The 22,330-nt window shown below is 38.5% G+C and carries 13 protein-coding genes; 10 read left to right on the top strand and 3 right to left on the bottom strand.

Annotated elements, in window-relative coordinates; genetic code table 11:
- The first annotated feature begins 16 nt into the window (after positions 1–16).
- From glpK to G6N06_RS13970, 10 genes are all read left to right on the top strand, one after another.
- On the top strand, positions 17–1,513 hold the full coding sequence (gene glpK / locus G6N06_RS14015) for a glycerol kinase GlpK (RefSeq protein WP_163517419.1): 1,497 nt from the start codon (positions 17–19) through the stop codon (positions 1,511–1,513).
- A gap of 63 nt (positions 1,514–1,576) precedes the next feature.
- The gene (locus G6N06_RS14010; protein WP_163517418.1) at positions 1,577–2,305 is read left to right on the top strand and encodes an MIP/aquaporin family protein; all 729 of its coding nucleotides are present in this window, start codon (positions 1,577–1,579) and stop codon (positions 2,303–2,305) included.
- A 164-nt stretch (positions 2,306–2,469) separates the two neighbouring features.
- Positions 2,470–5,202 (top strand): triple tyrosine motif-containing protein, encoded by a 2,733-nt coding sequence (locus tag G6N06_RS14005; RefSeq protein WP_163517417.1) that lies wholly within the window; start codon positions 2,470–2,472, stop codon positions 5,200–5,202.
- Positions 5,203–5,507: 305 nt separating this feature from the next.
- On the top strand, positions 5,508–8,585 hold the full coding sequence (locus G6N06_RS14000; RefSeq protein ID WP_163517416.1) for a SusC/RagA family TonB-linked outer membrane protein: 3,078 nt from the start codon (positions 5,508–5,510) through the stop codon (positions 8,583–8,585).
- An 18-nt stretch (positions 8,586–8,603) separates the two neighbouring features.
- Positions 8,604–10,208, top strand: coding sequence for a RagB/SusD family nutrient uptake outer membrane protein (locus G6N06_RS13995; protein ID WP_163517415.1), 1,605 nt, complete (start codon positions 8,604–8,606; stop codon positions 10,206–10,208).
- Positions 10,209–10,302: 94 nt separating this feature from the next.
- Complete coding sequence (locus tag G6N06_RS13990; RefSeq protein WP_163517414.1) at positions 10,303–11,892, top strand: family 16 glycosylhydrolase; 1,590 nt, start codon at positions 10,303–10,305, stop codon at positions 11,890–11,892.
- Complete coding sequence (locus G6N06_RS13985; RefSeq protein WP_163517413.1) at positions 11,893–12,750, top strand: endonuclease/exonuclease/phosphatase family protein; 858 nt, start codon at positions 11,893–11,895, stop codon at positions 12,748–12,750.
- 14 nt (positions 12,751–12,764) lie between these two features.
- The gene (gene bglX, locus G6N06_RS13980; protein ID WP_163517412.1) at positions 12,765–15,092 is read left to right on the top strand and encodes a beta-glucosidase BglX; all 2,328 of its coding nucleotides are present in this window, start codon (positions 12,765–12,767) and stop codon (positions 15,090–15,092) included.
- A gap of 123 nt (positions 15,093–15,215) precedes the next feature.
- The gene (locus G6N06_RS13975; RefSeq protein ID WP_163517411.1) at positions 15,216–15,968 is read left to right on the top strand and encodes an aspartate/glutamate racemase family protein; all 753 of its coding nucleotides are present in this window, start codon (positions 15,216–15,218) and stop codon (positions 15,966–15,968) included.
- Between the two features lie 3 nt (positions 15,969–15,971).
- A complete protein-coding gene (locus tag G6N06_RS13970; RefSeq protein ID WP_163517410.1) occupies positions 15,972–17,111 on the top strand; it encodes a DmpA family aminopeptidase in 1,140 nt (379 codons plus the stop codon).
- 107 nt (positions 17,112–17,218) lie between these two features.
- Here the strand turns inward: G6N06_RS13970 and dsdA are convergent, their stop codons facing one another.
- The 3 genes from dsdA to G6N06_RS13955 all read right to left on the bottom strand — a co-directional run bounded on the left by dsdA (position 17,219) and on the right by G6N06_RS13955 (position 22,324).
- Positions 17,219–18,550 (bottom strand): D-serine ammonia-lyase, encoded by a 1,332-nt coding sequence (dsdA, locus tag G6N06_RS13965; protein WP_163517409.1) that lies wholly within the window; start codon positions 18,548–18,550, stop codon positions 17,219–17,221.
- Positions 18,551–18,785: 235 nt separating this feature from the next.
- On the bottom strand, positions 18,786–20,354 hold the full coding sequence (locus G6N06_RS13960; RefSeq protein ID WP_163517408.1) for a serine hydrolase: 1,569 nt from the start codon (positions 20,352–20,354) through the stop codon (positions 18,786–18,788).
- A 578-nt stretch (positions 20,355–20,932) separates the two neighbouring features.
- Positions 20,933–22,324, bottom strand: coding sequence for a RagB/SusD family nutrient uptake outer membrane protein (locus G6N06_RS13955; protein WP_163517407.1), 1,392 nt, complete (start codon positions 22,322–22,324; stop codon positions 20,933–20,935).
- Between the last annotated feature and the right edge of the window lie 6 nt (positions 22,325–22,330).

The following is a 22,330-nucleotide window of genomic DNA, read 5'->3' as shown; positions in this document are numbered from 1 at the left end:
CATAAAAAACTACAATATGGCAAATTATATTCTCGCTTTAGATCAGGGTACTACGAGTTCAAGAGCTATCGTTTTTAACAAAAAGGGCAATATCGTTTCGGTAGCGCAAAAGGAGTTTGCCCAACATTTCCCAAAACCGGGTTGGGTGGAACATGACCCTCTGGAAATCTGGTCAACACAAGCAGGAGTCGCTGCAGAAGCCATTGCAAAAAAAGGCTTGGATGTAGGAGATATTGCTGCCATAGGAATTACCAATCAGCGTGAAACTGTTGTGGTATGGGATAGGAAAACGGGAAAACCTGTTTACAATGCCATTGTTTGGCAGGATAAAAGAACTTCTGTGTATTGTGACGACTTGAAAAAACAGGGCAAGAATGATCTGATCAGGGAAAAGACAGGCCTTGTCATCGATTCTTATTTTTCTGGCACCAAAGTGAAATGGATTTTGGACCATGTGGAAGGTGTACGGAAAAAGGCAGAGGCCGGAGATCTTATTTTAGGAACCATTGACACGTGGTTGATTTGGAATTTCACAAAGGGAGAGCAGCACATTACAGATGTGACCAATGCCTCCAGAACTATGCTCTTCAATATCAATACCATGGATTGGGATGATGAATTGTTGAAGTTATTGACCATCCCGAGAAGTATGCTGCCCCAAGTAAAAGCATCGAGTGAGGTTTATGGGCATACAAAATCTACATTTTATGATTCCAAAATTCCCATTGCCGGAATTGCGGGAGACCAACAGGCAGCCTTATTTGGCCAAATGTGTACCAAGCCAGGAATGGTGAAGAACACCTATGGCACTGGTTGTTTTATGTTGATGAACATTGGAGATAAACCTGTGGTGTCAAAAAACAATCTATTGACTACGGTGGCTTGGAAAATCAATGGTAAAACCACTTATGCTTTTGAAGGCAGTATCTTTATCGCCGGCGCTGTGGTTCAATGGCTTCGCGATAGTTTAAAAATTATTAGAACCTCCAATGATGTTGAAAACTTAGCCGCTTCTGTGGAAAGTTCGGAAGGGGTTTATTTTGTGCCTGCTTTTGTTGGTTTAGGTGCGCCTCATTGGAATCAGCATGCCCAAGGCACCATTTTCGGATTGAGCCGCGGTAGTTCAGATGCGCATATTGCTCGTGCTGCCGTAGAATCAATTGCCTATCAAACCATGGACATCCTTAAGGCCATGGAGGCAGATTCTGGAATCTCAATAAAAGAATTACGTGTGGATGGCGGTGCTACCATCAACAATATGTTGATGCAATTTCAGGCGGATGTGCTAAATACGGAAACCGTGCGACCTAAAATAGTGGAGACCACAGCCATGGGTGCTGCGTTTTTAGCCGGTCTGGCGGTTGGGTTTTGGGAGAATCCTGAAGAAATCCAACAGATTTGGCAAACCGATAGACGATTTTCACCAAAAAAAGACAGAACAGCAATTGAAAAGGACATCAAAGGCTGGTACAGAGCAATCGATGCCTTAGAATATTGGTCAAAGAATAATTAGTGCTATCTGCTAGGCCAATAAAGATTGAAAATGACCAATAAACAATAATAATCAATAACTAAGATGACACCATTTATATCAGAAATTATAGGGACAGCACTTTTAATCCTTTTGGGAGGTGGCGTTGTAGCCAATGTTGTATTGAGTAAAACCATTGGCAATAGTGGTGGTTGGATCGTTATAACGACGGGATGGGCATTAGCGGTTTATGTTGGAGTGATTGTTTCATCGCCATACAGCGGTGCACATTTAAATCCAGCGGTAAGTATAGGTTTGGCAGTTGCTGCAAAATTTCCTTGGAGTGAAGTTCCGACCTATATTCTGGCACAAATGATTGGCGCAATGATTGGATCGGGAACTGTATGGATAGTGTATAAGCAACATTTTATAGCTACGGAAGACTCTCAATTAAAGAAGGCTGTGTTTTGCACTGCTCCAGCAATCAGAAACACTTTTGCCAATTTTATGAGTGAAACAATTGGCACCTTCGTATTGATCTTTTCGGTGCTTTATTTCACCGATGCTACCTTAACCGAACCTGAAACCGTAATTGGCTTAGGTTCTTTGGGCGCTTTACCCGTAGCGTTTGTTGTATGGTCAATAGGTTTGTCTTTGGGTGGCACAACGGGTTATGCCATAAATCCTGCCCGTGATTTAGGGCCAAGAATAATGCATGCCATGTTGCCCATAAAAAATAAAGCTGCCAGCGATTGGGGCTATGCATGGATTCCTATTGTGGGACCAATTGTAGGTGCTTGTTTAGCGGCCTTGTTGATGTTGGTACTATCTTGACGTCATAATATATGAGATAGTTTACTGATTTTTCGTGAAAGCATATCATTTTGTTTAGTCATTTTCAAAAACTATCTTTAGGCTCGGCTTTATATAAGTCTTATTTGTCGCAACCTTCATATTCCATGGGACGTTTTCTTCTTCTTGCTTTTTTACTTTTTAACTTGACAGTTATCGGCCAGGAAATGCCTCCGATTGAAAGATTTTCTACTGAAGAATATCGAGGTGACAATCAAAACTGGATGTTGTCTCAAGCTTCAAATAATTTTATCTACGTAGCAAATAATCGTGGGCTTCTTGAGTTTGACGGTGCCAGCTGGAGGTTGTACAATTCGCCAAATAATACGGTCATGCGTGCCGTGAACGTTATTGGAAATAAAATTTATACGGGTTGTTATGCTGAATTTGGATATTGGACTGCTGATCAATTTGGCATTTTGGAATATATGTCCTTAGTACCAAAACTCGAAATGAAAATGGTAGAGGACGAGCAAGTGTGGAATATTATTGATTATGATGAATGGGTGCTATTTCAAACCAATGACCATATCTATTTTTACAATAGCGAAACCGAAAAATTCAAAATCATTGAGGTTGAAAATATTATTTACAAACTGTTTAAGGTTAACAGTCACATTTATTTTCACGTGGCCAATGAGGGCTTGTATCGCATTGATGGGGGTGAGCCCAACCTCATAATTGAAGCGGATATTGTTAAGAAGGGGCGAGTAGTCAATGTGTTTGAAGTGGATAATCAGTTGAGGTTGATCACGAGAAATCGCGGTTTTTTTATTTATGAAGATGAGAAACTCCGAAAATGGGACATTGCTGCTGATTCCATACTGAATAACACGAGTGTTTTCACCGGAATCCAGCTAAAGGATGGGTCCTTTATGGTTGGAACAATTTCAAATGGATTGTTACATATCACCAAAGACGGTGAACTCGATTATCAAATCACCCAAAAAAGAGGGTTGAGCAACAATACGGTGTTGTCACTTTTTGAAGATAAAGCCCAAAATGTGTGGGCGGGGTTGGATAATGGAATAGACTGTGTCAATGTTAAATCGGCCATCAAAACCTTATTTGACTATGAAGGTGTCATAGGAACCGTATATGCATCGCAGGTTTTTAAGGACCATCTTTATATTGGAACCAATCAAGGTCTTTTTTATAGAAAATGGAAGGATAATAATGCCATTTTTAAACCAATTAAGGGTACTGAGGGACAAGTTTGGAGCCTTTATAATCATAACAATGAAACTTTATTTTGTGGACATCATCTTGGAACCTTCTTGATTGAAGGAGAAAAAGCACAACACATCAGTACGGTTCTGGGGACTTGGGATTTTAAGCAGATTCCAGATAATAACCAATTACTGCTCCAAGGCAATTATAGTGGCTTGATCATTTTAGAACAAATTAATGGTCATTGGCAGGTAAGAAACAAAATTGAAGGATTTAAAAACTCATCACGTTATTTTACAATTGATAATAGTAATCAGGTTTGGGTGAACCATGAGTACAAAGGGGTGTTCCGTTTAAAACTGAATGAACAATATACTAAAGTGGAAGAACTTAAAATGGAAAAGACACTCTCGGTAGGCAAAAACTCGAGTTTGGTAGCCTACAACAATCAGATTGTTTTTGCCTCAGAAGACGGCGTTTTTAATTTTGATCCCAAAAAGGATAGTTTTGAAAGAGATCCGATCCTAAGTGTCCTGTTTACGGAAGATAATTATATTTCAGGAAAGCTCATAGTTGATAAAACGAATAAGTTATGGGCATTTACAAAAGACAATATCGTTTATGTCACCACAGATGATGTGACCAATAAACCAAAGATCAATACCATTTCTATTCCATCTTATTTAAGAAAGGGACCATTGGGCTATGAAAACATCACCCTAATTAATGGCGATAGGTATCTGTTGGGAACAGCCAATGGATATATTACCATTGATCTTTCGCAAATTGAGTACACACAAAATTATTATGTTTATTTGAATTCAGTGACACTCGAGGGGCTTGACGAGCAGGTTGAAAGGTTAGAGGTTGGTGCAAAAGGTGATCTTAATTATAAAAAAGGTATTATCAGCTTTGAATATTCAGTACCTGAATTTGATAAATTTCTCGAAGTAAAATATCAATACCGATTAAATGGGCTTTCTGAAAAGTGGAGCAAATGGTCCAATGAATCTCGAACTAGTTTTGAAAATCTTTCCTTTGGCGATTACAGTTTTGAAGTACGGGCCTTGATTGGCAATGAACCGTCAGAAAATTTGGAAAGCTATTCTTTTACTATCAATAGACCTTGGTACCTTAGTAATTTGGCCATCATCCTATATACTTTGCTGCTCGTGTTTTTAGGATTTGTCACCCACAAAACCTATAAGCGCTATTACAGTAAAAAAATGAAACATGAGCAATTGGAGAATGAGCAAACGATCATGAAGATCAAAAATGAAAAGTTGAATCAGGAAATAGAAAGTAAAAACCGGGAGTTGGCAATATCTACCATGAGTATCATTAAGAAAAATGAAGTGCTCAACAGTATTAAAAAAGAATTAAGAAAAGGAAAACCAACTGAAGAAAATCGATCAGCATTAAAACTGATTGATAAAAATTTAAATAATACCAAAGATTGGCAATTTTTTGAACAAGCCTTTAATAATGCCGATAAAGATTTTCTAGATAAAATCAAACAAGCACACCCTGATCTCACTCCTAATGATTTGCGATTTTGTGCCTATCTCAGATTGAACTTATCTTCCAAAGAAATCGCACCTTTACTAAACATCTCTACAAAAAGTGTGGAAACAAAACGTTATCGTCTCCGAAAACGATTGAAATTAGAGCACAACGATGGACTTGTTGAGTACATCCTAAATTTTTAATACCACTACAAGCGTTTTTTTTACCACGACAAAACCACTACAGGAGCTAATATACAGTGTCTTAAGTCAATTTTTTATCAAAATTGTATAAAAGGAGGTTTCTTAGTGTTTATGCGTAATACAATGCCTGCTTTGTTAATGTTTTCTTAAACAAATTGAGTTGTTCGTTTTTTATCGAGGTACAATTTCTCACTTAAATCTTTTTTTGGGTTTAAATTTACAAGAGCCGAACCTGGAGGGAGGCTTACATGATTCATTCATAATTACAAGAACATAAAATATAATTTTAACAAAAACCAATTTTCATGAAATTAAAATTATTTAATCAAAAAATAAGAATGCTCGGCGCGTTACTCTTTATGTCTTGCATTTTTACAGTTGCCTCTCAGGCGCAAACGTCGGTAAGCGGTACTGTGATTTCGGCAGATGACAACATGCCATTGGCAGGTGCTACTGTGATAGAAAAAGGCACAAGAAATGGGACATCAACAGATTTTGATGGTAAATTCACTTTTGATATTGCGAGTATTAATTCACTTTTAGTGGTTTCATACGTCGGATTTAAAACCCAAGAAGTGAAAGCATCAACCGACCCTATAACTATTGTACTGCAAACGGATGCAAGTGCATTGGATGAAGTCGTTGTTGTGGGATATGGGACTCAAAGGAAAAGTGATATCGTGAATTCGGTTGCTACCGTTGACTTAGAGGAGGCCACACTATCACCAACCTCCGACGTAAACGAAATGTTGAGAGGTAGAATTGCTGGTTTACAGGTTAATGTAGGGGGTGGAACCTTGAGACCAGGCGGTACATCTGATATTATTTTCAGAGGACGAGGCTCTATTGAAGGAAGTGTCAGTGCCATATATGTGGTTGACGGTATTATTAGAGATGGCGGCATTGAAGATATTGATTCTGATGATATTGAATCTATTGAGTTCTTGAAAGATGCCTCTGCACAGGCTATTTATGGATCCAGAGGTGCAAATGGGGTTGTCTTAATTACGACCAAGCGTGGAAAGGCCAATAAAATGAGCATAAGTTATCATGGTTACGTGACGACCAAAACATTGGAACGAAATTTTGACGTATATAGTGGTCAGGAATTTGCCCAATTAAGAAGAGAAGCAGTGAGGTCTACCAATGCAGGTGATGTTTATCCGGACGATTCAACCATCTTCTCTGAGATAGAATTGGAGTCCATAGCGAATAATCAATTTGTAAATTGGGAGGATGAATTGCTGAAAAAGGGACTTGTAAACAGTCAAGCCATAAGTGTCAGTGGTGGAACGGATATGACCAAGGTTTTTGGAAGTCTTAACTATTTTAGAGAAGACGGAATCATACCAACATCGAGTTATACCAGAAAAACGTTCCGTTTGAATGTGGATCAAAAAATCAGCGATAAATTTTCAGTCAACTTTGATGTCAATTTATTGAATGATGACACAGAACGACCGGCTAATGTTAACGTCATTACATTTTCACCATTGGGAAGAGCCTATGATGAGAATGGTAACCTTACTCGTTTTCCGAGCGGCGAGGAATCATCACCGATAAACCCAATATTTAATCTTCGCCAACAGCAACACGATGAAAAAGGCAATGATTATGTTATTAATATCACCCCTATTTGGCAAATTACAAAAGATCTACAGTATCAATTGAAAACCAATATGACCAGAAGAACTTCTGAAAGAGGTCAATATCAATCATCGCTTAGTTCTGCAGGCGATGATGTTAATGGAATTGCTAGAATTGATAATCAATTGAGAGAATCCTATTTAATTGAAAATATCTTAACCTGGGATAAAGAGTTCAATGATAATAATCAACTTAACGTGACCCTGGTTCAGTCTGCACAAGAAAATAAGTTTAGCAGAACATTTACAGAAGGACAAGGTTTTACTAATGAAAGCCTTGGATATGATGGAATTACAAATGCGATTGGAAATGTTACGGTAGAACGCGATAAAAATCAGCAGAGATTGGCTTCTTTTATGGCGAGAGCCCGATATAATTTTATGAATAGATACTTGTTTGAAATAACTGGTAGAGCCGATGGCGCCTCTGTCAACTCTGCAGATAATAAGTGGAGCTTTAATCCTGCAGCCTCATTCGCCTGGCAAATTCATAAGGAAGGCTTTTTGAAAGATGTCAATTCAATTCAGGAATTGAAGTTTAGAGCCAGTTACGGTTCTTTAGTAAATGATTTAGGGCGTGCATATACGTCACTTTTTACAGCGGAAGGCCAAAATTATATTTTTGATGATCAATCTGCTTCTGGATATTCACCTTCTGTTATTTTACCAAATACGAATTTAAAGTTTGAAAGAATAACAACGGCTAACCTTGGTTTGGATTTTTCGGTTTTCAACAGAGTATTGGTAGGTAATTTTAACTGGTACGATGCAAGAACCACTGATCTGCTATTAAGACGTGGTGTACCGTCCACTACTGGATATCGCTATACTTATTTTAATGCGGGTGAATTACAAAACACAGGTGTTGAATTGAGCTTAACAGCCAATATTATCAATACGGACGATTTTAGATGGTCGGTTTCAACAAATTGGTCAAATAACAAAAACAAATTGATAGAATTATATGATGATGGTGATGGAAACCCAATATTGGCAGATGATACTTACAATTATTATGTAGGTCAGCCAGTTGGTGTGATTTACCAATATCAATTTGATGGAATCTGGCAAGAAGGCGATGACTTTGCCAATGCGCCACAAGCAAACCCAGATTCAGCATTAACACAAAGTAATTTAAGACCAGGAGATATAAAAATTGCCGATACCAATGGGGTTGATGCCAACGGAAATGCAACCGGTGTTCCTGATGGTAAAATCACGCAGGAAGATCGTGTGTTTAAAGATCCAAATCCTGATTGGTTTGGCTCGATATCAACAACATTGGCATATAAGGGATTCGATTTGTTTGTAGATTTCTATATTGTTGAGGGGGCTACCAAAGTCAATCCGTTTTTATCAGATTTTAATAATGGGGGTACCATCCAAGGTAAGGTCAATGGGGTAAAAGTAAATTATTATACACCTGAAAATCCTTCTACTGAATTCCCAAGACCTAATTTTGACTCTACACCTTTATATCTAAATGCGTTAGCTGTTAGAGACGCTTCCTATGTGAGACTTAGAACAGTAAGTTTGGGGTACACATTATCGGATGAAGTCAACAAACAATTGGGATTAGATCAAATTAGATTTTATCTGACAGGCACAAATTTATTTACAAATACTGATTATATTGGATATAGTCCAGAAGTAAATATTAGAAATACGTTTTCAAATGCAGATACTGGTTATCCGGATTCAAGGAGTTTCACCTTTGGCGTAAGAGTTAAATTTTAATTTAAAAAAAATAATATTATGAAAACGAAGTTTTTTAATTTGGAAATAAAAATTAGTATCTTACTTTCCATAGCGCTATTCTTTTTCTTAGCCTCTTGTCAAGATTTCCTAGAAGAGCAACCGAGCACACTTATTGACTCAGATTACATATATACTACAGAAGAGGGCTTAAAGTCTGGTGTTGTTAGTTTATATAAGATAAATAGAGATCGTTATAATAATGGGACGGAAGATTTTATGGGTACCGTTTTGATGTCTTCCAGAAGTGACCTGGCATTTAGTAGAACAGGTTATACAGGATTAATGGGAAGGTATGAAAGAGGTGTTTCTCCAGTTGATCAAGGAGCCAATTTTGTCTCTGGGATTTTCTGGAAACATTACTATAACCTGGCTAATAAAGCTACTGCAATTATAAATGCGGCAGAGGAGGTTGAAGGTGTAAATGAGAATGCGAAAAATCAGATTATAGCGGAGGCCAAATTTTTTAGAGCTGAAGCTTATTTCTATTTATACAGAATGTTTAACAATATTTATATAAGTACTGAAACGGTAACCGTGGAAAATGCGTTTGACGTAGTTAATGATAGATCCTCAAAAGAAGAAATCTTTACATTATTAAATAATGACCTTAGTTTTTCCATAGATCATTTGGGATGGACGGATGCTGCGGGACGCGTCACCAAAGGAACGGCCAAACATCTAAAAGCTAAGGTGGCCATGTGGGAAGGAAATTGGGAAGAAGCTAAATATCAGGCGGTTTCTCTAATTGAGGAAGGCCCACACAGTTTGATGCCAACCACTGCGGATGTTTTTTCTGGCGATAGAAATCACGCTGAGGCCTTATTTGTAATCCAGTCCAAAGATGACTTATTGGGCGGCGGAGAGAATACAATGATGAACGCCAATTATGTGACCCAGTATTTTCATATTGCGGGTATTGAGGCTAACGTAGAACAAGGTGGTAGAGGATTCTCACGAGTTTTGCCAAACTTATATTTATTGAATCTTTTAGCGGAAGATCCAAATGATACCAGAGATGACAACACGTATTTCAGATTGAAATATTATTATACTTCAGGTCCAAATGTTGGTCAGGAAATTACTATTTATCAACCCATAACAGATTTGGATAATCCGAGCAAGACTTATCAGAAGTACTATCAAAATCTTCATCCGTCTTGTATAAAATTCGCCCAAGAGGACGATAATCCAGATTCTTACCTGAACAGAAGTAATATTATGGTCTATCGATTGGCTGAAACTTATTTGATTGCTGCAGAGGCAATTATGAGATCTTCAGGAGATCCTTTACCGTATATAAATGCTGTAAGAACTAGAGCAAAAGCCGCACCGTTGACCAGTGTCGATGAGCAAGCGATTTTGGATGAGCGGGCCAGGGAACTTGCTTTTGAAGGCCAACGTTGGTTTACTTTAAAAAGAATGGGGCAGAGTGTTATTGACAGACAGATTACTAGTTATGCTGGGGATGGTGAGTATTTCCCTGTTAATTTAGGAGAGAAAGACCCAAGAGAAAATTGGAGACCTCATTATATCAATTTTCCGATTGCACAGATTGATTTAGATTTATTAGGACCAAATTACCCTCAAAATACAGGATATTAAAACCAAATTTCTATAAACAAGTTACAACTTAAGATTAGTAGCAGGGACTCTTTTTCAGATGGTTATATGCTTCAATGCTTTTAAAGATTACATTATGCGTTTCATATTTATTGTTTTAGCCTTTTTAACTTTTAATGCTTGTAAATCAACTAAAGCCGAGAGTGCGTTTGCATTTGCTGAGAATCCAGTGATTGCCCACAGAGGTGCATGGAAGGCTCTAAATCTTCCCCAAAACTCTATTGCATCCCTAAAACATGCAATAGAGTTGGGCTGCACCGGTTCAGAATTTGACGTTCGAATGACTTCAGACAATGTGTTGGTGGTGAACCATGATCCAGACTATAATGGTTTGTTTATTGAGGAGACCACTTATTCAGAATTGTCAAAACACAAATTGTCCAATGGTGAGGTTTTGCCCACCTTAAGAGATTATCTGCTTGCAGGAATGGAAAACAATCCAGGTACAGGCTTGGTTTGTGAGATCAAACCTTCAAAAACTGAAGGTCGAAATGTGCTTATGGCAGAAAAAGTATTGGAACTCGTTGATGAACTTAAGGCAGAAAAGTATATCTCCTATTACATCAGTTTTAGCTATGAGTTATTAAAGAGAATCATAGAAATAAACCCGAATGCCAAAACTCAATATTTAGATGGCTCAAAGTCGCCTGAAACACTAAGGGATGATGGGGTTTCTGGATTGGATTATGCTATCCATATTTTTAAACGAAAGCCAGAATGGATAGAGAGTGCCAAAGCACACAACTTAAAATTGAATGCTTGGACCGTCAATAAAGCTGAAGATTTAGATTTGCTTTTGGCAAATGGTTTTGATTATATCACCACAGATGAACCAGAACTTTTATTTGAGCGTATTAGAAACAGCGCTACTTATAACACAGACTATGAATTGGTCTGGAGTGATGAATTCAATTATAACGGAAAACCAGATGCTACAAAATGGACCTATAGTTACGGATTTATCGCCAATGAAGAAAAGCAATATTATACCGATAGCTTAAAAAATGCAAGAGTGGAAAACGGGCATCTGATCATTGAGGCGCATAAAGAAAAACTCGCGAACAAAGACTTCAACAATCCTAATCTAAAACCTTGGGCTCAATACAAAAAGGAAATTGATTCTGCCCAATATTCATCGGCAAGATTAACTACTGAAGGTTTGGCTGAGTGGAAATACGGACGTATTGAAGTCAGTGCAAAACTGCCAAAAGGCCGTGGCATGTGGCCCGCTATATGGATGTTAAGCGAAGACAGAAAAGAATTGGGTTGGCCCGAAAGTGGTGAAATTGATATTATGGAACATGTTGGCTATGACAATGATACCATTCATGGTACCATCCATACTAAAGCTTATAATCATTTAAAAGGAACCCAAAAAGGTAAAACTATTTTTATTGATCGTCCAAACGACACTTTTCATGTTTTTGCCATAGAATGGACCCCAGAGAAAATAGATTTTTTGTTGGATGGTGTTGTTTATAACCACATAGCAAACGAACATAAAACGACTGCAGAATGGCCTTTTGACAAAAAATTCCATCTCATCTTAAATGTGGCTGTAGGTGGCATGTGGGGAGGTAGACAGGGAATTGATGAATCGATTTTTCCGCAGAGAATGACCGTAGATTACGTCAGGGTTTTTCAACAAAAATCTAAAGATCAATAAATGAAACAGTTTATAATAGGATTGCTTATCGCGACCTTAACTCTAACAGGTTGTAAGAGTTTAAATCAGGTTCAAGTGAATTTAGAAAACGACCTTGAGGTCATGACTTATAATTTGCGTCTGGATATTGCATCTGACAAAGAAAATGCATGGCCCAATAGAAAGAACTTTCTAAGTTCTCAAATCCTGTTTTTGGAACCTGATATTCTTGGAGTTCAGGAAGCAAGGCCAAATCAGGTGGAAGACTTAAAGGAATCCCTAAAAGATTACGAATTTATTGGTAAAGGTCGTGACGGCGGTCAGGAAGGTGAGCATGCGGGAATTTATTACAATAGCAACAAATTAAGTGTTGAAAAAGAACATACATTTTGGCTTTCCGAAACTCCTGACGTTGTTTCCAAGGGTTGGGATGCCGCCTATCCAAGGGTTTGCACTTATGGATTATTTACATTTAAAGAAAGTAAACTAAAAATATGGGTGTTTAATACCCATTTAGATCATGTTGGAAAGGTGGCCCAAAAAGAGGGTATGCTGCTTATTTTGGATAAGATTAATGAGGTGAACACCCAGAAGTATCCGGTAATCATTATGGGCGATTTCAACGTAGAACCCAATTCCGAGGTGGTGACAATTTTGAAAAACCAACTTTCAGACTCTCGAGAAAAAGCTGAGGTTGTTTTTGGACCCGAAGGTACATTTAATGCTTTTAAATATGATGAGCCTGTAACCAGAAGAATTGATTATATCATGGTTTCCGATGGGATTAATGTTGAAAAATATGCGACGCTTTCAAGCTCTATAGACTTTAGATTTCCTTCGGATCACTTTCCGGTTTTTGTCAAACTCATAGTTAAATAAAATAAATTAACCGAATGAAAATTTCCACTACTATTTTTTATACAGCCATTGTAAGTTTAAAGCTTTCATTAATTGCATTATTGTTTTCTTCAACTGTCAATAATCCCAATGTAAAACCGTCGTCTTCAACTAATGACATCGAACAAAAAGTAGATTCTGTTTTGGCCTTAATGCGTCTCAATGAAAAGATTGGGCAATTGGTACAATATAGTGGGGGATGGGATGCAACAGGTCCGACATCTTCGCAAGGTGATCAGCATAAATTGGAAAAACTGAAAAGGGGCGAAGTCGGCTCAATGTTGAATGTCACCTCTGTAGCAAGTATCAGGGAAACGCAAAAGATTGTTATGGACAATAGCCGTCTGAAGATTCCTTTGATTTTTGCCTACGATGTGATTCATGGCTATAAAACTATTTTCCCAATTCCGTTGGGTGAAAGCGCTAGTTGGGATTTGGAACTGATGCAAAAATCGGCAGAAATTGCCGCTAAGGAATCTGCTGCTTCTGGTTTGCACTGGACGTTTGCGCCAATGATAGATGTATCCCGAGATGCACGTTGGGGTCGCGTAATGGAAGGTGCCGGGGAGGATCCATTCTTGAATTCAAAAATTGGGGTGGCGCGTATCAAAGGATTTCAAGGCGATGATCTGTCGTCTGAATTTACAATTGCTGCATGTGCAAAACATTTTGCCGGATATGGATTTGGAGAGGCTGGACGAGATTATAACACCGTGAACATCGGGGTCCATGAATTGCACAATACGATTTTACCACCATTTAAAGCTGCTGCAGAAGCAGGGGTTGCCACTTTTATGAATTCGTTTAATGATATTGATGGTATTCCTGCAACTGGGGATAAAGTTTTACAACGCGATCTTTTGAAAGGAGAATGGAATTGGAGCGGACTAATGGTATCAGATTGGGGATCTATTGGTGAGATGATTGCTCACGGCTATGCGAGGGATAAGAAACACGCCGCAGAAATCGCCTTAAATGCAGGCAGCGACATGGATATGGAGTCTTATGCTTATGAAGCACATTTAGAGGCTTTGTTGAATGAGGATAAGATTTCGATAGAACATATAGATGATGCCGTTAGACGTGTGCTACGGTTGAAGTTTGAGTTGGGATTGTTTGATGACCCTTATAAATATTGTGATGAAGAACGTGAAAAGAACGAAGTATATACCCCAGAAAATTTAGCCTTTGCAAGAGAAGTTGCAAAAAAGTCCATCGTACTACTTAAGAATGACAACAAAATTCTACCATTGTCAAAAGATATCAAAAGCATTGCTGTTATTGGACCTTTGGCCAATGATAAGGATTCCCCATTGGGCAATTGGAGAGGAAAAGGCGAATACAATTCTGCCGTGTCTCTATTGGAAGGCGTAAAAGGGGTGGTTGGTAAAAACACCAAAGTCTATTATGAAAAAGGTGTCGATTTGACCATACCAACTGTTGAACCAGGGGCCAATCAGTTTCTACATCCTTTAAAATTTAATACTACCGATGCTTTAGGCATTCCTGCTGCTGTTGCCGCAGCAAAAAAAGCAGATGTCGTGTTGCTGGCAATTGGTGAAAACGCCTATCAAACCGGAGAGGGGAGAAGTCAGGTAGATATTGGTTTTGCTGGACTTCAAAATGAACTTTTGGAAGCGATCTATAAGGCAAATAAAAATGTGGTTATTGTGCTGATGAACGGGCGACCAATGGATCTTAGTCGTGCCTCTGAAATTGTCCCTTCTATTTTAGAGTGTTGGCATTTGGGCTCTGAATCTGGTAATGCCATTGCCGATGTGCTGTTTGGAGATTATAATCCTTCGGGGAAATTGCCAGTATCCTTTCCGCACCATGTGGGTCAAGAGCCTTTGTACTACAACCAAAAAAATACGGGACGACCATTTAGTCAAAATCATGTCACCTTTTCTGGCTATCGGGATGCTCCTAAGGGCGCCTTGTATCCTTTCGGATTTGGCTTGAGTTATACCACATTTGAGTATGCTGATCTCAAATTGGATCAAACTGAAATGGCTGCCGATGGTGAGATCAAGGTATCCGTAACTGTTAAAAATACGGGCAATGTTGATGGTGAAGAAGTGGTGCAGATGTACATCAGAGACCTGGTGGGAAGTTTGGTGCGTCCAATCAAAGAATTGAAAGGCTTTGAAAAAATTTCATTGAAAGCTGGAGATTCCAAGACGGTTAGTTTTACGATTAACGCTGAACTGTTACAATTTTATACTGCAAATAATAAATGGGAAGTAGAGCCTGGTGCTTTCAATGTATGGATAGGTGGGGATTCTACTACAAAATTGAAAGCGAGTTTTAATGTGGTGCCATAGTCCCATATCTAAAAAGACTTCTAAAAAATCAGTTTTTGATCATGTTATAAAAAATGTCTGTATCTTAGTTCGCATGTTGTATAGCGTAGAATTATACCGCTCTAAATAGAAAAACATGTGTTTATGATTGGAATCGTGGGAGGTGTAGGACCTTATGCAGGAATTGACTTATTAAAGAATATTTTCGATAACACTCTGGCCAAAAGGGATCAGGACCATTTGGATGCAATGTTGTTTTCTTTACCGTCCAAGATCAAGGATAGGACGGAATACCTCTTAGGAGAAGTCGATGAAAATCCAGGCTATTCTATTGCAAAAATAATTTCCGACTTAGAAAAATCGGGTGCTACTGTCGTTGGTATACCTTGTAATACGGCACATGCACCTGAGATTTTTTCTTTGGTCGAAGAAGAATTACAAAAACAAGACAGTCGCATTGAATTACTACATATGATCAATGAGACGATCGACTTCATTAAAGTAAATTATCCACACGTTTCTAAAATAGGTGTGCTTTCTACAACGGGAACCTATAGGCAAAAAATTTATTCAAATGCTCTAAAAGACCATGGTTTCGAAGCTGTTGTGCCTACTTTGGAGATGCAGGAAAGATGCGTTCACCCAGCCATTTACCATCCAGAATATGGCATTAAATCAAAGTCGAATCCTTTTCATCCAGATGCCAAGAAAAATTTGGAGACTGCCATGAATTATCTTAAAAAAAACGGCGCAGGAGCTGTGATTTTAGGTTGCACTGAAATCCCATTGGTAATCACCACCAAGGAAGTCAGTGGTATGATTGCAATCAATCCTACCAATGTTTTGGCAAGAAAATTAATTCACAAAATAAATCCCGAAAAACTAAAACCTTTATAACTGATGACAAGAATAATTTTGGTATGCATACTCTTGGTTAGTCTACCGTTTCAAAATAGTGCTCAAGAACGACAACGTGCTCGTGATTTAGGTATTAAACCAGGAATTTTGACGCCTGGAAAGTACAACGCCATTACTGATGTAGCTGGTGTTTCTGTGGGCCAAAAAACCTTAAATATCGGCGATTCCATTCGGACGGGCGTAACCGTTATTTTACCACATCAGGGCAATCTGTTTAAAGAGAAAGTCCCTGCTGGTATTTTTGTAGGCAATGGCTTTGGGAAGTCGATTGGAACCACACAAATTGAGGAATTGGGAAATATTGAATCACCGATAGCCTTAACAAATACCCTGAACGCTTTTTTGGTAGCGAATGCACTTGTTGATTACACATTGAGCATTCCCGAAAACTCTGGAATTAGGTCGGTCAATCCCATTGTTGGAGAAACCAATGATGGTTGGTTGAATGATATTAGAGGCCGTCATGTGACCACTTCTGATGTTTTTGAAGCCATCAATACGGCTTCGACCAAAGAAGTGTTCGAAGGTAATATTGGGGCTGGTACCGGTACGAATACGCTTGGTTTTAAAGGAGGCATCGGATCGTCTTCCCGAGTACTTCCTAAGTCTAAAGGTGGATATACCGTAGGCGTATTGGTACAGACAAATTTTGGTGGCATTTTGCGGATTAACGGAGCTCCTGTAGGCAAAGAATTGAATAATTATTATATGGCTAACGAGGTCCCATATCAAGTAGATGGGTCATGTATGATTATTATTGCCACTGACGCTCCGCTTTCAAGTAGAAACTTACAACGCTTGGCACGGCGTTCATTTTTAGCTTTTGGTGCGGTCGGATCCTTCTCGTCAAACGGAAGTGGCGACTACAGCATTGCCTTTAGCACCCATAAAGATGTCAGAATCCCACATGAACCTGAAGCTATTGAAACAAACAGTCCAGAAGTCCTAAATGATTTTATGTCGCCTTTGTTTTTGGCTGTCTTTGAAGCTACTGAAGAAGCCATTTATAATTCCATGTTTATGGCTGAAGATATTGTGGGTCAAAAAGGAAGACAAATGAAAGCGCTGCCCATAAAAGAAACCTTGGAGATATTGGATAAATACAAGGCACGTGAAAACTAACCAGATATAATACCAATTTATTTTTTAATGTCGTGTTTGCTTCCGTGAGGTATAATGCCGATACAGATATGGTGTCAAGTCTGTTGACGATTAATTTTATGGGTGATTTATGACTTCTCCAGTAGTTGCCGTCCTCTTTCATAAAATTTTTTCCTTTGGAATTCAGGAACGAGAAGACCGCCAGTGGCCCATACAACATGCGTTGCGTTCTTTAGGTTGAGTTGATGTGTTTTTGCATAATCTGTTGTTTGTAGCCGTTGAGGTCCAATTAAACCAGCAGTAGCTGAAGGCTCGAGAAAGATGTTTTCGGTATCTTTTAATTGGGTTAAAAGTTGAAACAGCTCGTCATCTTCTACCGTGAAAATACCGCTGACTAAAGATTGACTGATTTCTGTAGCAAAATGGGAGGGTCGGCCCACAGCCAGGCCATCCGCATCTGTGGTATTGTCAAGACCAATATCCTGAACACTGATTTGGCTCATCTCACCAGTAACCAATCCTGTCAGGACCGCGGGCGAATGGGTAGGTTCAATAAAAAAGCAATGCACATGATCGCCATAAATTTGCTTTAATCCGAAAGCGGTTCCGCCTGGAGAGCCACCCACGCCACAAGGGGAATAGACAATTAATGGATGATCTGCATCAACCTTGATATGTTGCGATTTTAATTGTTCCGCTATCCGTAATGCACCTACGGTATAACCAAGAAATAAATCGTGTGAATCTTCATCATCAACAAAGTGGGCATTCGGATCTGACTTAGTTTTTTCTCGTCCTACAGAAATGGCCTCGCTAAAATCGCCATCGAACTCGACGACGGTCACTCCAGCCATACGTAACAACTCTTTTTTCCACTGTTTGGCATCGGCAGACATATATACTGTCACTTGAAAACCCAATTTCGCACTGATAATACCAATACTGAGTCCGAGGTTACCAGTTGACGCTACACCAATCTGATGTTTGCTGAAAAATTCCTGGAATTTAGGAGCGGTCAAAATACTGTAATTGTCCTCTTTTTTCAATAGGCCCGATTCGAGAGCTAATGTTTCTGCGTAGGTCATGATTTCAAAAAATCCGCCACGAGCTTTGATAGACCCGCAAATAGGTAGTGCATTGTCACATTTTAAAAACAGTCGTCCCTTAATATCTTCTTTGTTATCATTTAAAAGCGATTTCATATTTGGGATTTCAAGGAGAGGAGATTCTAAAATTCCGCGACTTTCTTCGGTTTCGGGAAAAGCTTTTACGAAAAATGGTGCAAAACGCGTCCATAATTGCTCGGCTGCTCTCATATCATTCATGGCTATGGGGAATTTAGGCGCGTGCTGTACAGACTGTAAGTCGGGATTTATCCAAGAAACAGGTTTTGTCTTTATGATCTCCTCAAGAATGGGAGCGACTTCTATAAAGGCTTTTATTTGATGTTTTGAATACATAATTTCGAAATTATATCGGTAAAAACACATTATTATTTAGAATGAATAAAAATAAGGATATATTTTCGATTTGTTTCCGAGTTGAAGTTAAATTTTATATGGAATGAAAGTGGATGAATTGAGTCATTTGAGATTAAAAACAAGATCCAGGAAAAGACCGATAAAATAGGCAAGGACAACAATCAGGTTTGATCCCAATTTTGTTTGACATTCTTTGACACTAACGGTATTTAGATCAGTCCTCTTTCCTAAAATCCAAATCCTGAAAATCAAAACTAAAATCAGTCAATGGTGAAATTGGGCTCATTTTAAACCCATTCGCTTTACCTTCGGTGTCCAAACTGAAATTCACAAAAGCATCGGCTTTAAGCGAGGCATCATTCCAGCGTACTACATAGGTTGTGCCTTTATAAAAAGCCATGGTTCCGGTTAAGTCCGAGGATTTTAAAGCTTTAAAATGAAGACTGCCATTCTGATTGGTGATGGCCACTTTTCCAAACCAGTTATCTATATATGTTCCGGTATAATCCGCAGGGTTAGGTTTTTGGGTTTTGTTTTTAAGTTGTGTGGCAATGCTTTTTTCCAAAGCAGAAACGATACTGTCTTCTTCTTGCTCACCTGCCAATCGACGTTCGTTGTATTGATGTATTCTGTCTTTGTCTTTGATGCCAAAGTACGCGTCCTTGATGGAATTTGTAACAGAGTTAAACGCCGCACCGCTCTGTTGATTGGTGAGCACAATGATTCCCAAATCCATTTCTGGAATAAGAGTTACCTGACTCACAATCCCGATCAATCCACCCGTGTGTGTCACTTGAAAATAGCCGTTGACATCACTCAAAAACCACCCCAGGCCATAAGCTAAGAAATGCGTATTATACGGCCCTTTACTAGTTTTTATAAGTGTTTGCGGGGTCCACATTTCGTTGAGGGTTTTTGTACTGAAAAGACTGTCATTTAGTTTTTCGCCGTATTTCCCTTCGTTTAATAATGCTTTTACCCAGGTGGACATATCATTAATGGAGGCAAAAATTCCAGCTGCAGGAGTCGATATCTGAGTGAAGGTATCTGCTGTCAATTCGAGTTTTCCATTTACGGGTGCATGACCATCAATTCTATTATGGTCTGCTTTTATTTCAGCTAATGAAAGAAGGGAGCGATTCATCTTTAATGGCTCAAAGAAGTTTTTTGAAATATAATCGTCAAATGGCTGTTTTGAAATTCTTGAAATGACCTCCCCTGCGACGATATAGAGCAAGTTGTCATAATCAAATTTACTTCTGAAAGAGGATACAGGTTTTAAATATCTAAGATTATGGATCATTTCAGCCTTGGTGGTTGTATTTGAAGCGGGAAAAACCATCAGATCTCCAGCGCCAAGACCCAGGCCGCTGCGGTGGGTGACGAGGTCGCGAACCGTGAATTCACGTGTCACGTAAGGATCGTAAAGCTGAAATTCTGGGATGACGTCTATGACTTTAGTGTCCCAAGAAAGTTTGCCCTGATCTACAAGTTGACCCATAGCTGCCGTTGTAAATGCTTTGGTATTTGAAGCTACACCAAAAAGTGTGTTTTCATCAACTTTCACATTTGATTTTATTGACCTGACACCATACGTGTTCTTATGATAAATCTGGCCATCCTTCAAAACCGCCACAGCCATTCCAGGAACATCAAAAGTAGTCATCGTTTTTTGGACTAAGCTGTCAATCTGCGGGCCGCTCAAAGCCTGGGCATTTATTGAAAAATTGATGGAAAGGAAGAGCGCCGTAAGGCATAGTTTTTTATAAATAAGTGACTTCATGAAAATGATTTTAATAGAGAGACATTAAAGGTATTAATTTTTTCGCTCTTAATTTTTATAATTAATGCTTGTGAAACCTTTAATGTCATCTGAGACTTTAACCAAAAAGAACCATCCTTTGATCAATAGGGCAAGGAAATACCTCAAACAGATGAGAGGAACATAGTTTAAAGTGACGCTTACCATTAATGGATTAAAATCAGAGATAAATGTATCCAAGTTTAAAAAACTAAAATAAAGACCATTGGAAATTGGAGCTAAAGCTTCCTTATTGATAAAACAGTCATTTTTCTTTAAGTGTTAGTCTCAATTTCCTATAAAATGACCATTTTGAAACAGGTTCTTTTTCCAATCAAAAGCTTTTCTGTAAAATATTCTTTAAGAAACAGTTTTTTTAGTTAAAAGAAAGTTTAAGTATTGGACCGGCATTAAATGAAAATAAGCGATTGAGAATAGAATTATCTCTATTCAACAACCGCTTATTTGTAAAATCCTCTAATATCGAAACTATATTCTTAGTGAGAATAATATAGTTCTGAAGACGCTAACTCAAAAGGAGGATTTTTTTTGAATTATATTTAGTACCCAGGGTTTTGAACTATGTTTGAATTGGCATCGAGTTCAGCTCGAGGTATCGGATGAATTCTTCTATGATCTCCGTACGGAATTGTTTGATTGATATTTTGTTCAGAATCAATTTTTACAATGTCCATCCCTAATCTCTGTAAGTCCCAATAATATAATCCTTCAAAAAGAAATTCTTTTCTTCTTTCCTCCAAGATATTGGCAATTGTTGCCTCAGTATAAGGATCTGCATTTCTGTTTTCGGGAATCATATTCAAATAGCCAAGCGCGATTGTTGGTTCATTGAGATGCATTTGTGCCTCTGCCAAATTCAAAATCACCTCCTCATAACGGAATAAAGTGACGTCTGAACTTCTCTCAGGGTATTTTTTAAGATTTCTCAATCTTAAGTTAGAGCCAACTTGCTCGGTGCCCAAAATTTCGGTTCTCACATCTCCTTGGTCATAAAGATCGTAATAAGCATTTGGAGTCACAGAAATATCTCCATAGGTCGTTCCTCTATAAATAAATTCCAACCCATTGATCCCTTCGTTATCAGTGCTGTCAAATGCCAATCCGAAAAGTGAATTTTGTGGACCATCGATGGCAAAAGAGTTGACAAATTGATCAGCAGGAACGATGGAATATAAATTCGAATTCATGACTGCAATCGAAGCATCTCTTGCAACGTCCCACATTTCAAACCACACAGCCATTCTAGATTCCAAAGCTTTTGAAGTATACTTAGAGATAAACACTTTTGATCCATCGAAAAAATCATCGCTCATATAATCAAAGGCATTTTTAACATCGATAAATAACTGCGTTTTATTATCTGCAATGGTTCCGCGAGGAGGAATTCCATCGCCACCTTTGAATTCCAATAGATATGGCACACCCAATCCAGATCCGCCATCAACATGTTGTTGTCCGTAAACCTTTACCAGATCAAAATGTGCTAATGCCCTGATGGCATAGGCCTGTCCCTGAAGATGCTTTGCGTAGTCTCCATTTGATGCAAAATCTTTGAGACTTTCAATATCGGCATTAATAATAATGTTTGCACTTGCAATAACTGCATATGCATTGTCCCAAATATATGTGCTATTTGCGTTATAAGCGAACCCCGCTTCTGTAGTAAAACGGCCAGACCTTCCGTTTGCCCAGGTATTTGGAGTTCTTACTTCGTTTGTTACAATATAGTCACGACCATAATATTCAAAACTGGTCATTCTGTTATAGGCCCCTTTAAGGATTCCTTCAAGATCTGCAGTTGTAATAATTGCTTCGCTTCCTTCCTTATTTTGCTCCAGTGAAGGGTTGAGATCCTCGGTGGTACATGAGCCCATCAGCACAGAAGCAGTTATGAGTAAGGTAAATACGATTCTATTGATTATTTTTTTCATAATATC

Origin of the sequence: Gelidibacter japonicus (assembly GCF_010725055.1) — a bacterium.
GTDB classification, from domain to species: Bacteria; Bacteroidota; Bacteroidia; order Flavobacteriales; family Flavobacteriaceae; genus Gelidibacter; species Gelidibacter japonicus.
This window is presented reverse-complemented; position numbering and strand designations above follow the sequence as displayed.